Origin of the sequence: Nonomuraea sp. NPDC050790, from assembly GCF_044456745.1 — a bacterium.
Lineage (GTDB): Bacteria > Actinomycetota > Actinomycetes > Streptosporangiales > Streptosporangiaceae > Nonomuraea.
In genome coordinates this window covers 734878-753067 of sequence record NZ_JBITGF010000002.1, presented here as the reverse complement: position 1 = coordinate 753067, position 18190 = coordinate 734878, and the positions used below count along the sequence as shown (strand labels likewise).

The following is an 18190-nucleotide window of genomic DNA, read 5'->3' as shown; positions in this document are numbered from 1 at the left end:
TGCCATCATGTACGGCGCCGGCCCAGAACTTCGTCAATAACCCGTGGCGCGTTCTGGGTGCCCACGTAGGCGGCCAGCCGTACGACCATCTCCTGGGACTTCGCCAGCTCCGACTCCACGCGCGCCTTACCCGACTGCCCGGCCTGCACGCCGAAGTAGGCGCCCATGATCGTGCCGACCACCCCGGCGACGCCCGCGAACAGCGCGGCGAACTCCCTGGTGGCGAAGACCGCGGCCCCGAAGGCGACGAGGATCGCGACGATGCCGGTGACCACCACGAAGAACCCGTAGCGCCAGCGGGCGGCGTCCGCCTGGGCGGCGGTGACATCGTCGGGCGTCATCATGGCGTCCAGCGCCGGCGGCTTGTCGGCGGGCTTCTCTGTGACCAAGGCGTCCTCCTGAGGCTCTTGGGACAAATCTCCCATAAGCCAACCACTAAGGTGGCACTCCGTGACCGAATCGTCTGCTCTGTCTGCCGCGCCCTCCGCCGCCGGCCGCGATGCCGTGCTGAAGTTCTACTTCGGGCCCATGGACTGCGGGAAGTCCACCCTCGCCCTGCAGCTGAACTACAACCACGGCAGGCAGGGGCGGCGCGGGCTCGTGCTCACCAAGCACGACCGCTCGGGCGGGCCCCAGGTGACGAGCAGGATAGGGCTCGGGCTGGAGGCCATCGAGGTCGAGGACGGCCTCGACCTGGTCGCGCTGGTCACCAAGCACGACCCCGTCGACTACCTCATCTGCGACGAGGCGTGCTTCTACTCCGTCGAGCAGATCGAGCAGCTCGCCGACCTCGTCGACGAGCACGGCGTCGACGTCTACGCCTTCGGCCTGGCCTCGGACTTCCGCTCGGTGATGTTCCCCGCGGCGCAGCGGCTGTTCGAGCTGGCCGACGAGGTGAGCAGGCTCCAGGTGGAGGTCCTGTGCTGGTGCGGGCGGCCGGGCCAGCTCAACGCCCGCGTGGTCGGCGGCGTGATGGCCCGCACCGGCGAGCAGGTCGTCATCGGCGACACCGACGCCTCAGCCGTCCGCTACCAGGTGCTGTGCCGCCGCCACCACCGCGCGGGCGACCTGGGCCAGCCGCTGCGCGGCCTCTAGATCGCGCAACTGTCGTCGGCGCAGCCGTCCGCGGGCGCGGCCAGCACCGTGATGGGCTTCTGGCCCGTCCGCTCGGCCACCTCGTCCAGCGCCGCGACGAAGGTCTCGTACGGCTGCGCGCCCGAGACCGCGAACTGCCCCTCGAACAGGAACAGCGGCACGCCGGTGATCCCGAGCTGCCGGGCCCGCGCGAGCTGCTCGTCCACCTCGGCCGTGCCGCCGCCGTCGTCGCTCACGCCCGCCTCGGCGGCCAGCTTGGCCAGCACCTCGGCGTCGCCGACGTTGAGCCCGTCGGTGAAGTGGGCCTTGAACAGCCGCTGCGACATCTCCTCGCCGAGACCCTGTTCGGTGGCGAGATGGATGAGCCGGTGCGCCTGCGCGGTGTTGGCGCTCACGGCCCGGTCGAAGTTGAGTTCGAGGCCCTCCTGCTCGGCCACGGCGGTGACCTGGGAGGTCATCTGGCCGGCGTTCGGGCCGAACTTGCGCTCCAGTGCGCCGAGCAGCGGCTCGCCCTCGGCGGGCGCGTCGGGGTTGAGCTGGAAGGGACGCATGGTGATCTCGACGGTGCCGCCCTTGGCGCGGAAGGCGTCGGCGGCGCGGGCGAAGCGGGTGTGCCCGACATAGCACCACGGGCAGACGACATCGGAGAAAATTTCAACTTTCACGTACCAAGACAACCCAGCGCACCGGTCGCCGCATTCCGCTATCCGGCGGCCAGCTCGTCCAGCCGGTACGGCAGGTAGCCCGAGTCGTCCACCAGCGCCGAAGCCCCGCGCCACCAGCCGAACCACTCGGCCGAGCGCCACATCCAGTCCACCCGTTCGATCGCGGCCACCACGTCGCCGACCGTCTCCCACGTGGGTCCGAGGAGGTCCTGGCCGGCGCCGTGTCGCAGCGCCCAGGCCCGCAGGATGCCCACCGCCCGCTGGTCGACCTTCCTGGCGTACGGGTCGGGCGAGTCGCCCGGCAGGTGGTGCGGGCCGAGACCGGCGGCCACGCCCCAGCTCCACTGCGCCTCCGCGGGACGCGAGTAGCGCAGCGAATGGAAGTCAAGGTTGGAGCCCAGGTCGTCGTCGGGCCGCCGGGTCACCACCGCGTCCAGGCGGCCGCCGGCGTCGAAGTGCACCACGAGCCGCTGGCCGGGCTTCACGCCGCCGGGCAGGTCGAAGCGGTCCTCGGCCTGCCAGGAGTTGAGGTCGACCTGCGCGACGGGCCGGCCCCACAACTGGTCGGCGGCGTCGTCGGCGATCCAGGCGCCGAGCATCTCCAGCGCCGTGAGATCGGTCCACGGCTCGATGGCGACGGCCGTGCGCAGCACCTCGTCGGGCGCGGGCAGCTTGCCGCCCCTGGTCTGCGACCACCAGGTCTCGCCGAGTTCCCTGGTGCCGACCAGGAGCGCCGCGATCGCGGCCAGCTCCGCGGAGCGGCGAGTCAGCGACGCGCCGAGGGCCAGGTCGAGGCAGCGGGCGGTGCGCTCGTGACCGAGCACCGGGGTCGCGTCGCCGATGAGCAGCTCGGCGGTGGGCCGGTCCTCGCCGAGCAGGTTGCGGACGACTCGCCGGGCCTCGGTCCTGGCGTCTTCAGCATGTGCCTGGCGCATACCTGCAACGCTACGCCGGGAGATCCTTTTCCGCTACGCCGGGCCCGGCGGGCGGCTCCCCCGCGAGGGGCGGGCCCGCGCCGCTCGCACGGCGATTCGTGATGGCGAGCGGGAGCGGTTCGTGGCTAGCCGGGGCGGCGACGTGTCCTGCCCAGGAGCCAGCCGAGCACCACGCCGGTCAGGGCGACGCCCGCGCCCATGCCGAACGAGCCCAGCATGACCCAGGGCCGGGCCTGCGTGTGCTCCTTGGCGGGCCGTTCGTAGGACTGGGGAGCCGCCGGCCGCTCCGAGGGCGACGCCGCGACGACGGCCGTCTCGGCCGGCGCGGGCCCCTCGCGCAGGTGGGTCTCCACGGCCGTGAAGAACTCCCCCGCCGTCCGCTTGGCCACCGACCCGAGCATCCGCTGCCCCACCCCGCCGATCATGCCGCCGACCACGGCCTCGGCGTCGTAGTCGACGCGGGTGCCGTCCTCGACCTCGCTCAGCCGGACGTGGACGGTGGCGTCCACGGTGCCGGGCGCGCCCTGGCCACGGGCCCGCAGCACGAAGCTCTCGGGCGCCAGGGGCGCGGAAAGCCCGACTTCGCCGTGGTAGACGCCCTTGATGGCGGCCACGCCGGCGGTGACCGTCATGCGGTAGGTGTCCGGCCCGCATTCCTCCAGGCGCTCACAGCCCGGGATGGTGCGTACCAGCACCGCCGGATCCTGGAGCGCCGCCCACACACGATCTCTCTCGATGCCGATCACGGCACTGCCTGCGACCTTCACACGGCCACTCTAGGCACACGACCCCCTGCTCCCGCATGGCAACTCCCGCCGAGAACCGCGGGAAGTCCTCGTCGAGCTGGCATGATGGGGCGCCATGGCCAGGGGGATCTTCGGGGGGCCGCGCCGTGCGTGCGCGGCGGGGATGGTGGCGCTGTCGGCGATGTCCGCGGCCTGTACGGCGGGGCGGGCCCAACCGGCGGCAGAACCCCCGCCGAAGCAGGCGTCACCGGCCCCGCAGGCCCAGGAAGCGGCGGGCGTGAAGCCCCGCCCAGGCGAGGTACGCACGATCCCCGGCCCGCGCCCGCGCGTCATCAGCTCGATCCCGACCCGGCGCAAGGTGGTCTTCCTGACCATCGACGACGGCTGGGAGCAGGACCCGGGCTTCGTCCGGCAGGTGCGCGAGGAGCGCATCCCGATCACCGCCTTCGCCATGCGCGACGCGGTCGAGGCCAAAGGGGCGCCGGATCCGGCCGGCGGCACGGGAAAGTTCGTCGGCGCGGGCAAGTGGGGGTACTTCCAGGAGCTGCGCGAGGCGGGGGTGGCGGTGGAGAACCACACGCTCACCCATCCCAACCTGCGCCTGCTGGGCCGTGACGCCCAGCGCGCGGAGATCTGCGGCGCCTCCCGGCTGATCGCCCAGCGGATCGGCGCCCGTCCGGCGTTGTTCCGGCCCCCGTTCGGCAACTACAACGCCGACACCCTGGCCGCGGCGAAGTCCTGCGGCATCAGGGACGTCCTGCTGTGGACCGCCACCGTCCAGCCCGGCGGCAAGATCGCTTACCAGGTTCCCGACAAGAGGCTGCGCCCCGGTGACATCCTCTTGCTGCACTTCCGTCCCAACCTGGCGAGGGACTTCCGCTTTCTGGTCGACAAGATCAAGCGGCGTGGTTACGAGCTGGGCGACCTTCAGGCCTACCTGGCCGCGACCTGACGCCTGACCAGGACGGCGCGGCGGCGGCGGTGCCGGTTGCGGCGCTCCTCCTCCGGCGGCGCCTCCCACAGCGGCGGTGCGATGATCTCGCGGAACAAGGGGTGCATGACGGGCCTCCTCAGGCGGCGAGCCGGTAGGCGGGGTAGGCGGCGGTGACCGCGCCGAGCGCCCAGCGCATGCGGGCGGCGAACGCCTCGGGGTGGTCGCCGGCCTCCTGCGCCACGAAGGCGGCGCACAGGGCGGTGTCGCCGCCGCAGGCGCACAGCCGGTCGTCGATCACGGTGCGCACGCGGTCGGAGGTCAGGGTGTCGGAGGGCTGCAGGGCCGAGGTGAAGAGCACCTGGGCCAGCTCGATGGTGGTCATCTCCCGTGCCTTTCTCTGAGTCTGTGCCTATTTAGACCCCGGCCCGCAGGGGAAGTCATCGCACTTTTCCACGTTCGGCCGAGGAGTTTTCCTGACCCTGTGACGAAGATCGCAGAGCTGGCCGCACCGTTGCTCTACAGCTCGTAGTACTACTACTAGTAGATTGAACTACAGGCTGTAGAGCAACGGACCCGTGAGGGACAGATGGACGCACTTGACCTGGCACGGTGGCAGTTCGGGATCACCACCGTCTACCACTTTCTTTTCGTACCGCTGACGATCGGCCTGGGCATCTTCGTGGCCGGGTTGCAGACCGCCTGGCACCGCACGGGCAAGGAGCACTACCTGCGGCTGACGAAGTTCTTCGGGAAGCTCTTCCTGATCAACTTCGCGATGGGCGTGGTGACCGGCATCGTGCAGGAGTTCCAGTTCGGGATGAACTGGAGTGAGTACTCCACCTTCGTCGGCGACGTCTTCGGGGCGCCGCTGGCCATGGAGGCGTTGCTGGCCTTCTTCATGGAGTCCACGTTCCTCGGCCTGTGGATCTTCGGCTGGGACCGGCTGCCGAAGAAGGTCCACCTGGCCACGATCTGGGCCGCGGCCATCGGCTCGAACCTGTCGGCGTACTTCATCCTGGCGGCCAACGCCTGGATGAAGCACCCGGTCGGCTACACCGTGGAGAACGGCAGGGCCAGGATGACCGACCTGTGGGCCGTGCTGACCAACTCCACCGCGCTGGCCCAGGTGCCGCACGTGATCGCCTCGGCGTTCATCGTGGCGGGCGGCTTCATCCTGGCCGTCTGCGGCTACCGCTGGCTGAAGGACCGCGAGGACATGTGGCGCGGCACCGCCCGCGCCGCCCTGCTCATGACCGCCGTCGCCGGAGTCGTCGTCGCGGGCACCGGCGACACCTCGGCCAGGCTCCTGCACGAGCAGCAGCCGATGAAGCTGGCCGCCGCCGAAGGGCTCGAACGCGACACCGCGGGCGCGCCGTTCTCGATCGTGCCGGGGCTGGAGGTGCCGAAGGTGCTCAGCTTCCTGTCCACCCACGACCCCGACGCGGTGGTCGCCGGCACCGAGGACCTGCAGAAGCGCTTCGAGTCGCAGTTCGGCCCCGGCGACTACCGTCCCAACCCCGAGGTGGTCTTCTGGTCGTTCCGCGTGATGATCGTCTTCGGTCTCGGCACGGTCGCGCTGTCGGTGCTCGGGCTGTGGCTGACGCGCAGGAAGCGGCCGCTGCCGGACTGGTTCGCCAGGGGGCTGGTGCTGGCGCTGCCCCTGCCGCTCCTGGCGGTGACCGCCGGATGGCTGCTCAGCGAGGTGGGCCGCCAGCCGTGGACGGTCGCCGGCGAGCTGCTCACCGCCTCCAGCGTCTCGCCCGGCGTGAGCCTCGCCGAGGTGGCCACGACCCTCGTGATCTTCACCCTGCTGTACGGCGGGCTCGCGGTGGCGGAAGCCGTACTCCTGACCAGGCATGTGCGCAAGGGGCTCGACGAGCCCGCGAGCGTCGCCGCCCAGCCCGAACCGGCGCTGGCGTACTGAGGAGCTGACCATGATCGAACTGTGGTTCGTGATCATCGCCTTCCTGTGGACCGGCTACTTCGTGCTGGAGGGCTTCGACTTCGGGGTGGGGATGCTGGCGCCGTTCGTCTCGCGCGGCGACGGTGAGCAGCGGCAGGCGCTGCAGACGATCGGCCCGGTCTGGGACGGCAACGAGGTCTGGCTGATCACCGCGGTGGGCGCGATGTTCGCCGCCTTCCCCGCCTGGTACGCGGGCATGTTCAGCTCGTTCTACCTGCCGGTCGCGCTGGTGCTGGTCGGGCTGATCGTGCGCGGGGTCGGGCTGGAGTGGCGCGGCAAGGTGACCAACACGTTCTGGTGCGATGCGGGCATCGTGGCCGGGAGCGCGCTGCCCGCGTTCCTGTGGGGGGCGGTCTTCGCGGACATGTTGTTCGCCGGCGGGCTCGCGGCGCTGCTCGGCGGGGTGTTCTCGCTGGCGGTGAGCGTGCTGCACGGCGCGGTGTTCCTCGCGCTCAGGACGGACGGGCCGCTGCGCGCGCGGGCACGGACGGCGGCGCTGGCCGCCTCGGCGGTCGCGGTGCCGGTGGGTGCGCTGGCGTTGTCGCAGGTGGGCGGCCTGGGCTTCTTGGGTGGCGCGGGTTTCTCGGGCGGCGCGGATGGCGCGGGTCTTTTGGGCGGCCTGGTCAGCGGGGTCGCGGCGCCGGCCGCCGCGCTCGCCCTGGCCGCGGCGGCGGTGCTGATCTGGCGGCGGCGCGAGGGCTGGGCCTTCGCCGCCACCGCCGGGGCGATCGTGCTGGTCTCGGTCGCGGTCTTCACCGAGCTGGCGCCGATGCCGCTGCCGGGGCTGACGCTGGCCGAGGCGGCCTCGGGCCCGTACACGCTGACGATGCTGAGCTGGATCGGGCTGATCGCGCTGCCGTTCGTGCTGCTGTACCAGGGCTGGACGTACTGGGTGTTCAGGAAGCGGGTCCTGATCCCCGCCTGAGCGCGGTCAGGCGGGTGGGTGGGGGTCGTCGGGCTTCCAGGCGGGCATGCGGGGGTCGTCGGGCTCGGGCGGCACGAGGCCCTCGCCGCCCATCTCGCGTGGCAGCACGGCGAAGAACCCGCCGTAAGCGATCACCGCGACGGTGCCGCTGACCAGCAGGACGACTCCGGCGATCCACGACATGTGCCAGAAGGCCGCCACGACGCCGATGCAGGCGGCCAGTGGCGCGAGTCCCCTGGCGAGGTTGAGCAGCCGGGTGGAGCCCGTGAACCGGTGGGTCTTGCGGAGCTGGTTGACCATCGTCAGCACGGCCAGCAGCGGGATCGCCACCGAGAACGACAGCACGCAGACCAGGGCCGCGACGGTCAGGTCGGCGACGGTGAGGAACGGCTGGACCAGAACAATGCCAATGGCGATAAATCCGGCATTGATGAGATTGTCCTGGTCAAGCCAGTTTTCCCGGCGCTTCCAATCCGTCATTCGCACATAGTGTCACGCTTGCGGGCCGTTTCGGGCAGCCGCTCCGCCCAGATAGAGCGCGCCCAGACGGGGGTCGGCGGCGAGTTCGCGGGCCGGGCCGGAGATGTGCACCGCCCCCAGGTCGAGGACGCAGCCCACGTCGGCCATCTCCAGCGCGCGGCGCGCGTTCTGCTCCACCAGCAGCACCGCCACCCCCGCCCGGCGCATCAGGTCGATCTGGTCGAAGACGGTCTGCGTGGTCTTGGGGTCCAGGCCCATCGACGGCTCGTCCAGCAGCACCACCTTGGGCTCCAGCATCAGCGCGCGGGCGAACTCCACCTGCTTCTGCTGCCCGCCCGACAGCAGTCCCGCGATGTCGCCCCACCGCTCGGCCACCACCGGGAACAGGTTCTTCACCGCCTCCTCGCGCCCGCGCAGCCGGGCCCGGTCGCGCACGGTGTAGCCGCCCAGCAGCACGTTCTCCGCCACCGTCATCTCCCGGAAGACGCTGTGGCCCTGCAGCACGTGCGACAGGCCGCGTTCCAGCAGCGCCTGCGGGGAACGTCCGGTCACGTCCTCGCCGCCCAGCACGACGCTGCCCGAGCGGGGGGCGAGCAGGCCGCTGGCCACCTTGAGCACGGTCGACTTGCCGGCGCCGTTCGGACCGACCAGGCAGACGACCTGGCCCGCCCCGACCGTGACCGACAGGCCGCGCAGGACCAGGGCGGCCCTGCCGTACCCTGCGCTGATGTCCTTGAGGGACAGGAGAGGCTCAGACACCTAGGTACGCCTCCAGCACGCGCGGGTCGCTCTGGACCGTCTCGGGGGTTCCTTCGCAGATCGGGGCGCCGCGGTCGAAGACCACCACGTGGTCGCACATGCCCATGACCACGTCCATGTTGTGCTCGACGACCAGGAACGTCCTGCCCTCGGCGTTGAGGTCGCGGACCAACGTGACGATCCGGTCGATCAGCGCCGGGTTGACGCCGCCCGCCGGCTCGTCCAGGAGCACCAGGTCGGGCTCGCCCATGAAGATCGCGGCCAGTTCGAGGAGCTTCTGCTGGCCGTACGACAGGTGGCGCGCTTCGGCGTGTTCCAGGTGCTCGATGCCCATCCTGCGCAGCCAGTGGCGGGCCCGCTCGACCTCGGCGGCGTTGCGGCTGCCGGCGAGCAGTTCGCGCAGGCGGGTACGGCGGACGGCCACGAGCATGTTCTCCAGCACCGTCATGCGCGGAAATATCCGGCAGAGCTGGAACGTGCGCCCCAGCCCGGCGTGCGCGATGCGGTGCGGCGACCAGGCGGTGATCTCCCTGCCCTGGTAGAGCACCCGGCCCGCGTCCGGCCTGATCAGGCCCGTGACCAGGTTGAAGAACGTCGTCTTGCCGGAGCCGTTCGGGCCGATGAGACCGTTGATCGCGCCCTCGCGGAACTCGACGCTCGCGCCGTTCACCGCCGTGACGCCGCCGAACGCCTTCGACAGACCCTCGGTGCTGAGGCTCATCCCTTAACCTCCTGAAGGCGTTGCTCGGCGGTGTCCTCCCTGATCGAGGCGCCCTTCGGCCGGCCGATCAGCCTCGGCACGATGCCCTCCGGCATGAACAGCACCACCAGCACCAGCAACACTCCGGTCGCGGTCAGGTGGATCTGCGTCTCGCCGAGCGCGATCAGGAAGTACTCCCCCGCCGGGGCGATGATCAGCGCGCCCAGCAGCGGGCCGAACAGGTGGCGCACCCCGCCGAGCAGGCTCATCAGCACCATGTACACGCCGCTGACGATGGAGAAGACGAAGATCGGGTCGAGCGAGCGGAACCACACCGCGTACAGGCCGCCCGCCAGCGCCACGAACAGCGCCGACACCGCGAACGCGGCCACCTTGAACGCCGCCGTCGGCACGCCCAGCATCTCGGCCTTGTCCTCGTCCTCCCTGATCGCCTTCAGCCCGCCGCCGAAGCGCGAGCGCGAGATGAACCACCAGGTCAGCAGCACCAGTCCGAGCAGCGCCAGGAACAGGTAGAAGAACACCATGTGCGTCTGGCCCCTGCTCAGGTCCTCGAACGGCGCCGGGACCTGCAGGCCGGTGGCGCCGCCGGTCAGCGAGCGCCAGCCCTGCACGAGCAGGTTCATCACCGACACCAGCGCGATCGACACGATCACGAACGACGCGCCGCGCACCCGGACCGCCGCCACGCCGATGACCGCCGCGGCCACCGTGACCAGGACCGCCGAGACCAGGAGCGACAGCACCCACGGCATGCCCGCCCGGGTGATCAGCAGGCCGGTGCCGTACGCGCCCAGGCCGAAGAAGGCCGAATGGCCCAGCGAGACGTAGCCGGTGAAACCGCCCAGGATGTTCCACGAGGTGGCCATGGCGGCGTACATGACCGTCAGGACTCCGGCGTAGACCAGGTAGTAGTTCGGGACCAGCCAGGGGTAGGCGAGGGCGCCGGCCGTACCGGCGAGAAGGAGGAGCTTAGAAACGGTGCGCAAGCCGGCCTCCGAAGAACCCCTGCGGGCGCAGCAGCAGCGTCAGGAACAGGAAGGCGTAGAACATCAGCGTGGCCCAGGTCGCGTCGACCGTCACCAGCACCAGGCCCTCGACCACGCCCAGCAGCACGGCCGCCAGCGCCGCGCCCACCACGCTGCCCAGGCCGCCGACCACGATGATCGCCATGAGCTTGCCGATCCACGCCCAGTGCGAGGCCGGGAAGAACGGCGTGATCAACGCCAGCACCCCGCCCCCGACGGCCGCCGTCGCCAGCCCCACGCCGAACCCGTACCCCGTGACCCGATCCGTCCTGATCCCCACGAGCCGCGCGGCCTCCCGATGCTGGATCGTCGCCCGCAACGCCTGCCCGAACCGGCTCTTCACCAGCACCCCGAACAGCACCGCCAGCGTCAGCCCCGCCACCCCAAAAGCAATGATCTTGTCGTACGGCAGGCTGACCGACCCGATCGTCAGGCTCTTGGTGTCATAGCCGACGGTGACCGACTTGTAGGAGCCTGTGTAGATCGTGCCCAGGAGGCCCTCGATCGTCAGCGCCAGGCCGAACGTCAGCAGGACCGACATCATCTGGACCTGGTCCGCGGCCAGGCGGGCCAGCAGCAGTCGCTGCACCAGCACGCCCAGGACGAAGAAGACCGGGACGGTCAGGGGGATGGTGAGCAGGGGGTCGATGCCCAGGGTGGTGTGGAGGGTGTAGGTCAGGTAGGCGGCCAGGAAGAGGAAGGCGGGGTGGGCGACCATGACGACACGCATGACGCCGAAGTACAGGGAGAGACCCGAGGCAAGCAACGCATAGAGCCCACCCGTCAGCACTCCAAGCGCCAGCCCCTGCAAAAGCACCGTCAAACTACCCACCTCCCCCACCAGCCCCCACCCCGACCGTCACACCCTCCACCCCGACCGTCACACCCTCCACTCCGACAACCCCACCCCGACCCGCACCCGCACGCTTGCCGAACCCCCCGCGCACGCTCCCGCCGCACGCCATACCCACCCGCCCTACGCCCACCAGACCCCGGCCCTTCAACCCCAGGCCCATCAACCTCGGGTCGGTCAGACTCCGGTCCGTCAGCCCGCGGTCCCTCAGACTCCGGTCCCTCAGACCCCAGCCCGTCGATCCCTGGGCTGTCGAACCCCGGGCTGTCCGAGCCGTTGTCCGGCATCCCGAGGCGCGACAGGCCACCGGCCCTACCAGCTCCCACCAAGGCGTGGATGGTCACCACTCCTTCTTCGGGTACACCAGCTTGGCCGTCTGCGCCTTCGAGCCCTCCGGCAGCACGATCTCGACCTTGCCGTTCACGTACTGCTGGATCATGTGCGCCTGTTCAGGACGTCCCTGGTCGTCGAAGGAGAGGGGGCCCACCACGGTGTCGAAGGTGGCCTGGCGGAGGTGGTCGGCGAGTTTGTCCTGGCACTCCTTGGTCGGCTCCACGCACTTGACCGCGGTGACCGCCGCCTCCACGACCTGGCCGACCGTGTAGCCGTTGGCCGCGTCCTCGTTGGCCTCGCCGCCGAACATGTCCTTGTAGCTCTTGACCAGCGCGTCGTTCCCGGTGAACCCCGATCCGGCCGACCAGCCGACGGGCGAGATGACGTTCTCGGCCGCGTCCTTCACCGCCCCGGGAAACTCGGGCAGCGTCGGCCCGGTGCTGAAGGCCGCCAGCTTGGGCTGGACCTTGAGCTCCTGCAGCGCGCGGACCAGGCCCACGGAGTCCTCGAACTGGGTGCCGCCGACGACGATGTCCGGCTTGGCTCCCGCGATCTTGGCGGCGATGGGCGCGAAGTCGGTGGTCTCCGGCGGGTACACCTCGTCGGCCACCGTCTTGATCCCGGCGGCGGCCAGCTTGTCGCGCAGGCCGTACGCGGTGCCCTGGGCGAAGGGATCGTCGAGGCTGGCGTAGGCGGCGGTCTTGGGCCGCTGGTCGGGCGGGAGCTTGATGAGGTAGTCGGCCAGGTAGTTGTAGTGGTCGTCGGCGATGGCGGGCGCCGCGTAGAACAGCTTCTTGAAGCCCTGCTCGAAGACCTCCTTGGCGGCCCCGGCCGGTTCGACGAAGAGCATGCCGTACGACTCGGCGACCTTGCCCGCGGGGATGACCAGGCGGGAGGAGAACGGCCCGAAGACCAGGTTCACCTTGTCCTGCGTGATCAGGGACTCGTAGTCGGAGGTGACGCGGTTCGGGTCGGACGCGTCGTCGCGGAAGATCAGCTCGACCTTCCTGCCGAGCAGCCCGCCCTTGGCGTTCACGTGCTCGGCCCAGATCTTGTAGCCCTCCTGGATGCCCTTGCCAGGCTCGGCGAAGTCGCCGGTCAGGGGGAGCGAGATGCCGATCTTCACCGGCCCCGTCGTCGGCGCCTGGCCGCTGGGCTGGTCCTCCGCCTTGGCACAAGCGGAAATACTCAAGCTCGATAATGCAAGTACCAACGTTGCCTTGCGCACATACGACATTTCCGGTCCTCCGGCGTACGCAAGCGCTTTCGTAAGCGCTTTCGGTTACGATGGCACGTGTTTCAGCGGCGGACAAGGGGGTCGCGCGCCCATGGCCAATCGTCCGGCTCCGCCACGGCTCGTCGACGTAGCCAGAGCCGCGGGTGTCTCGCTGGCCACCGCGTCCCGGGCCATGACCGGCTCCGCGGGGGTGAGCGCCGTGGTCGCCGCGCACGTCCAGGCCGTGGCCACCCGCATCGGGTACGTCCCGAACAGCCACGCCAGAGCCCTGGCCGGTGGGCAGTCCACGATCGTCGGCCTGATCGTCCACGACGTCGGCGACCCGTACTTCGGCGAGATCGCCCGCGGCGTACTGCGTGAGACCGAGTCCCGCGGCTACATGGCCCTGATCAGCCAGACCGAACGCGACCCCGCCGCCGAACTGGCCCGCATCCGCGCCCTGCGCGCCCACCGCGTGAACTCCATCGTCCTGGCCGGATCCGGCTACGTGGACGCCAGCACCGAAACCGATATAGCCGCGGAAGTCCGCTCCTTCACCAACGCGGGCGGCCGCGTGGCCGTCATCGGCCGCCACCACCTCCCCGTGGACGCCGTCCTGCCCGACAACCTCAGCGGCGGCGCCACCCTGATGCGCCACCTCCTCGACCTGGGCCACCGCCGCATAGGCGTCGTCTCGGGCCCGCCCAACCTCACCACGGTCGAGGATCGGCTGGCCGGCCTCCGCCTGGCGATAGGCGCCGCCCTCCTCCCCTGGCACACGGTCCCCGTGGTGCCCGGCGACTTCACCAGGGAGGGCGGCGCCGCGGCCACCGCGACCCTCCTGAGCGAGCACCCCGACCTCACCGCCGTAATCGCCCTGAACGACCCCATGGCGGTGGGCGCCCTGTCCTGGCTCCTGGGCTCCGGCCGCAGGGTCCCCGCCGACATCTCGGTGGCCGGATTCGACGACATCCCCGCGGCCGCCGACGTCTACCCCGCACTGACCACCATCCGCCTGCCCATGATCAGCATGGGCCGCCAGGCGCTCGAACTCGTCCTCAAGCCCTCCGTCTCCCGCCCCCGCCGCCGCCGCACCCCCCACGAACTCGTCCCCCGAGCCAGCACCGCCCCACCCCACCCCTGACCCACCACCCCCAACACCCCAACGGGTCCAACCAACCCGATCCCACCCGACCCAAGCCACCCGACCCAAGCCACCCGACCCAAGCCACCCGACCCAGGCCCACCCGACCAGCCCAACCGCGCCCCGAAAGCCCCTTGGCCATGTAGCCACCCACCCCGCGGAGGCAGGTGTCAGGGCGAGCAAAGGGCGCGGGCGGTGGTGGTGTTGGGGAGGCGATGGCGGCGCGAAATGGGGAGCCGGGTGGCGGTGTGGGATGGCGAGTGAAGACGTGAGCAGGGGCATGCGCGGAGCTGGGGCTGGTGGTGTGGGGAGGCGGGCGAGGGCGCGAGTAGACGCCGGGCGGGGAGCGGGGCTGGCGGTGCGAGGCGGCGGGTGAGGGTGTGAGCCGGGGCGCGGGGGGTGGGGCTTGGGGTGGGAGGATTGACACTTGGATTTGGCGAGTTACGCTTCGGCCGGAGGCTAACGTAAGCGCTTTCGGAAGCGCTTACGAATAACAACCGTCGATCACTCGACCGAGAGGATCCGGATGTCGGCCCTTCGCGTGCGCTTATCTGTCCTGGCCACCACTACTGTTCTCGGTGCGGCGATGCTCGTGCCGGGGTCCGCTGCGGCGAGCGAATCGGGGACCGCGGGGTCCGGCGGGTCCGGCCATGCCGCCTGTGATCCGGGCAGCGCCGTGGTCCGGAATGTGAACGGGGCCGCCAACTGGGCGCCGGTCACGCCGTCCAAGTGGCGGCTTCCCGGGGATCAGGTCATCCTCGCCGAGGCGGGGGTGGCGCGGCCGGGGCCCCGGCGGCCGTTCGAGTATGCGGTGCTCACGGCCGGGCCGGAGTTCGCGTCGGTGGAGATCGAGGCGAATGTACGGCTGGACACGCCGGTCAGCGTCAGCAACCGGGACGTGATCATCGTGTTCGGGTACCGGTCGGACACGCAGTTCTACTACGTCCACCTGTCCCAGGACAACACCATCTACCCACACAACGGGATCTTCGTCGTCAACAACGCGGACCGCCTGCGCCTCGATCACCAGTGGAACGGCCAGGTCGGCGCGCCACCGGCGGTCACCGACGCGCAGTGGCATCGGGTCCGGGTACGGCACTGCGCCACAACCGGCGAAATAGCCGTGTACATGGACGGATCGGCCACTCCCCTCATGACCGCCACGGACAAGACGTTCGGCACCGGCCGGGTCGGCTTCGGGTCGTTCGACAACATCGGCCGGATGCGGGACATGTCGCTCAGGGGCACACCGGTGTGCGCCGGGCTGGCGTCCACGGTCGTCGGCACCGACGGGCGCGACCTGCTGTCCGGGACCTCGGGGGCCGACGTCGTCTCCGGGCTGGGCGGCGACGACCTGGTCTGGGGGCTCGGCGGGGACGACGTGGTCTGCGGCGGCGACGGCCGGGACGTGGTGGTCACCGGCTCGGGCGACGACCAGGTCTTCGGGGACGCGGGCAGCGACGTGCTCACCGCCGGTCGCGGCAACGACTCCCTGTACGGCGGCGCCGACCCCGACGTCCTGAACGGCGGCCCCGGCGACGACCACCTCTACGGCACCCGTGGCACCGACGTCCTCATCGGCGGCCCAGGCGACGACACCGACCACGCCGACTCCTGACCCACGAAACCCGGAAAATCACCCCCTGTCCCCGCAAAGCCGCACCCAACAACCGACACCCCGGCACCCCGGCACAAGGCAACGCCCGGCACAAGGCAACCCCGACAAACAGTTCCTGGCGCGCGGCACCCCGGCGAACACCCCCAACGCCACCAAGGCACAAAGGCACAAAGGCAAACCCCGTCGATCGAGCGCGGCACCGGCTGGCGACAGCGCGCTGCCGTACCGGAGAGCCCTGAACGTGGAAGCGCTCCGACCCCCCAGAAACCCCCACCCTCAACCCCCCTCTGGTGATGCCATGACCGTGAAACCCCTCCGGACCCTGGCCGCCGCACTGCTCGTGACCGTCTTAGCGACGACTCCGGCGGTGGCGGATCCCGACGTGCCCATCCAGGACCCGATCCCGGAAAAACCGACCCCCTCGGCGCTGACCCTCACGCTGGAGGAGTTCGCGCAGTTCCCGAAGACGGAGCCGGTGCCCACCCCGACCGACCAGCGCCTGGTCAGATGGGCCCGGATCAACTACCTGGGCCAGGTCCCCGACCGCTCGGGCCGGTTGTTCGTCAACGATCTCAACGGCAAGCTGTACCTGCGCGACAAGGGCGTCTGGCAGGAGTACCTGGACGTCGGCGCCACGTTCGCCCCCGACTTCATCTCGGGCCGCGGGCTGGGGAGCGGGTTTGGGTTCGTGGCGTTCCATCCGGAGTTCGCCAAGAACGGGAAGTTCTACACCGTCCACACCGAGGCCGGCGCGGCGCTCACCACGAAGACGCCCGACCTGACGCCGCAGCCGAACTCGATCGTCCACGGCGTCATCGACGAGTGGACGGCCACCGACCCCAAGGCGAGCACCTTCCAGGGCACCCGCCGCGAGATCCTGCGCCTGGGCTTCGGCAGCAACATCCACGGCATCCAGCAGATCGACTTCAACCCGACGGCCCACCGCCGCGACGCCGACTACGGCCTGCTCTACGTGGCCGCCGGCGACGGCGGGCGCGGCGTGGCCACCACGAACCCGCAGGATCTGGCCATACCGCAGGGAAAGATCCTGCGCATCGATCCTGCAGGGACGAACAGCGCGAACGGCAAGTACGGCATCCCGCCCGGCAACCCGTTCGTCTCCCGGCCGGGCGCGCTCGGCGAGATCTACGCGTACGGCATGCGCGACCCGCACCGCTTCTCCTGGGACCCGTCCGGATCGAACCGCCTGTTCATGGGCCACATCGGCGAGCACGAGATCGAGGCGATCTACGACGTGCGCGCGGGTGACAACTTCGGATGGAGCGTGCGCGAGGGATCGTTCGTGTTCAAGCGGGAGGACCGCTGCAACCTCTACCCGTTGCCCGCGGACGACGCCCAATACGGCTACACCTACCCGGTCGCCGCATATGACCACGACCCGCCGCCCGGCCACTCCTGCACGGCCGACAGCGGGCACGCGGTGGTCGGCGGGCTGGTCTACCGAGGCTGGCGGCTGCCGTTCCTGTACGGAAAGTACGTGTTCGGCGACATCGTGGATGGGAAGATCTGGTTCACGTACGCCTCGAAGATGCGCCGGGGCAAGGACCGCGCGGTCATGTACGAGCCCAAGCTCCGCGACGCCGCCACCGGCAACCTGGTCACGATGAGGGACCTGGCCGGCCACAACCGCGTCGACCTGCGCTTCGGCCGCGACGGCCACGGCGAGCTGTACGTGCTGTCGAAGGCGAACGGCAAGATCTGGAAGATCACGGGCGCCCGCTGGGAGTTCCCGTCATGAGGCCGCTACCGGTCCTGACGGCCCTGCTCGTCGCCGCAACCCTGCTTCCCGGTACGGCTGCCGCCGCGCAGCCGACCCCCGAGGCCGAGGCGGCGGGGAACGGATGGGGCTGGCCCACGGTGCTGCCGAGCCTGCGGCGCAACCTGGTGGCCCACTACGACTTCGAGCACCCCGACCCGGGCAATCCGGCGGTCGAGAAGGACCGGGGACGCTCCGGCACCGACATCACGCTGGTCAACGGCGGGGCCGAGATGCGGGTGCGGGACGGGGCGCACCGCGGCAGCCGTACCTCTGTGCAGGTGCGGCAGGTCAGCCCGGCGACGACGAGCAACGACGACTGGAAGGCGGGCGTCTACTCCCCCACGGGCGTGCCGACGCTGAACGCCTTCAACGCCGTCAGAGGCGTCACGATCATGGGCTGGTTCAAGATGACCGGCCAGAACCCCAGCCCGAACTCCAACTCCGCCAACCCCGCCGACTTCTACGGCGCGATCGGCCTGGCCGGGGTGCTGAGCGGCAATTCACAAGGGCACGACGTCCGCGCGCTGCTGGAGCTGATCACCGTCAACGGCGAGATGCGGGTGGTGGCGCTCGGGCGGCGGGTGGACGGCAGCAGCTCGCAGACGTTCGCCGCCGACCAGCCGTGGCAGGAGATCCTCCCGCCCGGCGAGTGGGTGTTCCTGGCGGCCACGTTCGACTACGACACCGCGACCATGCGCCTGTACAAGAACGGCCGCCCGCTCACCGGCTTCTACACGCTGACCGGCGACCCCTGGACGGTCGAGGGCCCGCCGGAACCCGACCTCGCCTCGCCCACGGACCCGCGCGGGATCAAGATCGGAGGCAGCTACCCGCAGAACAACCGCGAGGGCAACCCCTGCGACTGCCGGATGGACAGCCTCATGTTCCTCGACCGGATCGCCACGCCCGGCCAGGTGCTGGCGCAGTACCTGCTGGTGGCCCGGCACCGGTGAGCCACCGCCGGGCCGGTGCCGCCACACCGGCCCGGCGGTCGTTCG

Annotated in this window: 20 protein-coding genes; 8 read left to right on the top strand and 12 right to left on the bottom strand. The window is 70.5% G+C overall.

Translation table 11 applies throughout. The annotated features are described in order from the left end of the window. Positions 1-5: 5 nt before the first annotated feature. Positions 6-389 (bottom strand): hypothetical protein, encoded by a 384-nt coding sequence (locus ACIBEJ_RS11950; protein WP_397182657.1) that lies wholly within the window; start codon positions 387-389, stop codon positions 6-8. A 61-nt stretch (positions 390-450) separates the two neighbouring features. Between ACIBEJ_RS11950 and ACIBEJ_RS11945 the strand changes: the two genes are divergently transcribed. Continuing rightward, entirely contained in the window at positions 451-1095 is a 645-nt protein-coding gene (locus tag ACIBEJ_RS11945; RefSeq protein ID WP_397182656.1) for a thymidine kinase, read from the top strand. Here ACIBEJ_RS11945 and ACIBEJ_RS11940 read toward each other — a convergent pair. The 3 genes from ACIBEJ_RS11940 to ACIBEJ_RS11930 form a co-directional block, all read right to left on the bottom strand. Beyond that, positions 1092-1760, bottom strand: coding sequence for a DsbA family protein (locus tag ACIBEJ_RS11940; protein WP_397182655.1), 669 nt, complete (start codon positions 1758-1760; stop codon positions 1092-1094). The genes ACIBEJ_RS11945 and ACIBEJ_RS11940 overlap by 4 nt on opposite strands. Positions 1761-1798: 38 nt before the next feature. After that, positions 1799-2695: a hypothetical protein gene (locus ACIBEJ_RS11935; RefSeq protein WP_397182654.1), complete on the bottom strand. Its 897-nt coding sequence runs from the start codon at positions 2693-2695 to the stop codon at positions 1799-1801. Between the two features lie 125 nt (positions 2696-2820). Continuing rightward, a complete protein-coding gene (locus ACIBEJ_RS11930) occupies positions 2821-3462 on the bottom strand; it encodes a carbon monoxide dehydrogenase subunit G (protein WP_397182653.1) in 642 nt (213 codons plus the stop codon). Between the two features lie 94 nt (positions 3463-3556). Here ACIBEJ_RS11930 and ACIBEJ_RS11925 point away from each other — a divergent pair, with 94 nt between their 5' ends. Beyond that, positions 3557-4393, top strand: coding sequence for a polysaccharide deacetylase family protein (locus ACIBEJ_RS11925; protein ID WP_397182652.1), 837 nt, complete (start codon positions 3557-3559; stop codon positions 4391-4393). Here the strand turns inward: ACIBEJ_RS11925 and ACIBEJ_RS11920 are convergent. Both ACIBEJ_RS11920 and ACIBEJ_RS11915 read right to left on the bottom strand, forming a co-directional pair. After that, positions 4375-4500, bottom strand: a complete 126-nt coding sequence (locus tag ACIBEJ_RS11920) for a hypothetical protein (RefSeq protein ID WP_397182651.1) — start codon at positions 4498-4500, stop codon at positions 4375-4377. The two genes, ACIBEJ_RS11925 and ACIBEJ_RS11920, sit on opposite strands and share 19 nt — an antisense overlap. An 11-nt stretch (positions 4501-4511) precedes the next feature. Beyond that, the gene (locus ACIBEJ_RS11915; protein WP_397182650.1) at positions 4512-4757 is read right to left on the bottom strand and encodes a hypothetical protein; all 246 of its coding nucleotides are present in this window, start codon (positions 4755-4757) and stop codon (positions 4512-4514) included. A 204-nt stretch (positions 4758-4961) separates the two neighbouring features. Here ACIBEJ_RS11915 and ACIBEJ_RS11910 point away from each other — a divergent pair, with 204 nt between their 5' ends. After that, positions 4962-6299, top strand: a complete 1338-nt coding sequence (locus ACIBEJ_RS11910) for a cytochrome ubiquinol oxidase subunit I (protein ID WP_397182649.1) — start codon at positions 4962-4964, stop codon at positions 6297-6299. Positions 6300-6309: 10 nt separating this feature from the next. Then, positions 6310-7263, top strand: a complete 954-nt coding sequence (gene cydB, locus ACIBEJ_RS11905) for a cytochrome d ubiquinol oxidase subunit II (protein ID WP_397182648.1) — start codon at positions 6310-6312, stop codon at positions 7261-7263. Positions 7264-7269: 6 nt separating this feature from the next. On the opposite strand, the gene ACIBEJ_RS11900 is transcribed toward cydB, so the two are convergent. The 6 genes from ACIBEJ_RS11900 to ACIBEJ_RS11875 all read right to left on the bottom strand — a co-directional run bounded on the left by ACIBEJ_RS11900 (position 7270) and on the right by ACIBEJ_RS11875 (position 12626). Further along, positions 7270-7743, bottom strand: coding sequence for a hypothetical protein (locus tag ACIBEJ_RS11900; RefSeq protein ID WP_397182647.1), 474 nt, complete (start codon positions 7741-7743; stop codon positions 7270-7272). Between the two features lie 12 nt (positions 7744-7755). Next, on the bottom strand, positions 7756-8502 hold the full coding sequence (locus tag ACIBEJ_RS11895) for an ABC transporter ATP-binding protein (protein WP_397182646.1): 747 nt from the start codon (positions 8500-8502) through the stop codon (positions 7756-7758). Beyond that, positions 8495-9223: an ABC transporter ATP-binding protein gene (locus ACIBEJ_RS11890; protein ID WP_397182645.1), complete on the bottom strand. Its 729-nt coding sequence runs from the start codon at positions 9221-9223 to the stop codon at positions 8495-8497. The genes ACIBEJ_RS11895 and ACIBEJ_RS11890 overlap by 8 nt, the downstream gene beginning before the upstream one ends. Then, positions 9220-10209, bottom strand: coding sequence for a branched-chain amino acid ABC transporter permease (locus ACIBEJ_RS11885; RefSeq protein ID WP_397182644.1), 990 nt, complete (start codon positions 10207-10209; stop codon positions 9220-9222). The genes ACIBEJ_RS11890 and ACIBEJ_RS11885 overlap by 4 nt, the downstream gene beginning before the upstream one ends. After that, entirely contained in the window at positions 10193-11065 is an 873-nt protein-coding gene (locus ACIBEJ_RS11880; RefSeq protein ID WP_397183253.1) for a branched-chain amino acid ABC transporter permease, read from the bottom strand. Before ACIBEJ_RS11880 ends, ACIBEJ_RS11885 begins: the two co-directional genes overlap by 17 nt. A gap of 376 nt (positions 11066-11441) precedes the next feature. Beyond that, positions 11442-12626 (bottom strand): amino acid ABC transporter substrate-binding protein, encoded by a 1185-nt coding sequence (locus tag ACIBEJ_RS11875; protein ID WP_397182643.1) that lies wholly within the window; start codon positions 12624-12626, stop codon positions 11442-11444. Between the two features lie 136 nt (positions 12627-12762). Between ACIBEJ_RS11875 and ACIBEJ_RS11870 the strand changes: the two genes are divergently transcribed. From ACIBEJ_RS11870 to ACIBEJ_RS11855, 4 genes are all read left to right on the top strand, one after another. Further along, complete coding sequence (locus ACIBEJ_RS11870; protein ID WP_397182642.1) at positions 12763-13794, top strand: LacI family DNA-binding transcriptional regulator; 1032 nt, start codon at positions 12763-12765, stop codon at positions 13792-13794. A gap of 688 nt (positions 13795-14482) precedes the next feature. After that, positions 14483-15412 carry a calcium-binding protein gene (locus ACIBEJ_RS11865; protein ID WP_397182641.1) on the top strand — a complete coding sequence of 310 codons (930 nt, stop codon included), beginning with the start codon at positions 14483-14485 and terminating at the stop codon, positions 15410-15412. Positions 15413-15710: 298 nt separating this feature from the next. Then, positions 15711-17171 carry a PQQ-dependent sugar dehydrogenase gene (locus ACIBEJ_RS11860; RefSeq protein ID WP_397182640.1) on the top strand — a complete coding sequence of 487 codons (1461 nt, stop codon included), beginning with the start codon at positions 15711-15713 and terminating at the stop codon, positions 17169-17171. Then, on the top strand, positions 17168-18145 hold the full coding sequence (locus ACIBEJ_RS11855; RefSeq protein WP_397182639.1) for a hypothetical protein: 978 nt from the start codon (positions 17168-17170) through the stop codon (positions 18143-18145). The genes ACIBEJ_RS11860 and ACIBEJ_RS11855 overlap by 4 nt, the downstream gene beginning before the upstream one ends. Positions 18146-18190 lie beyond the last annotated feature (45 nt).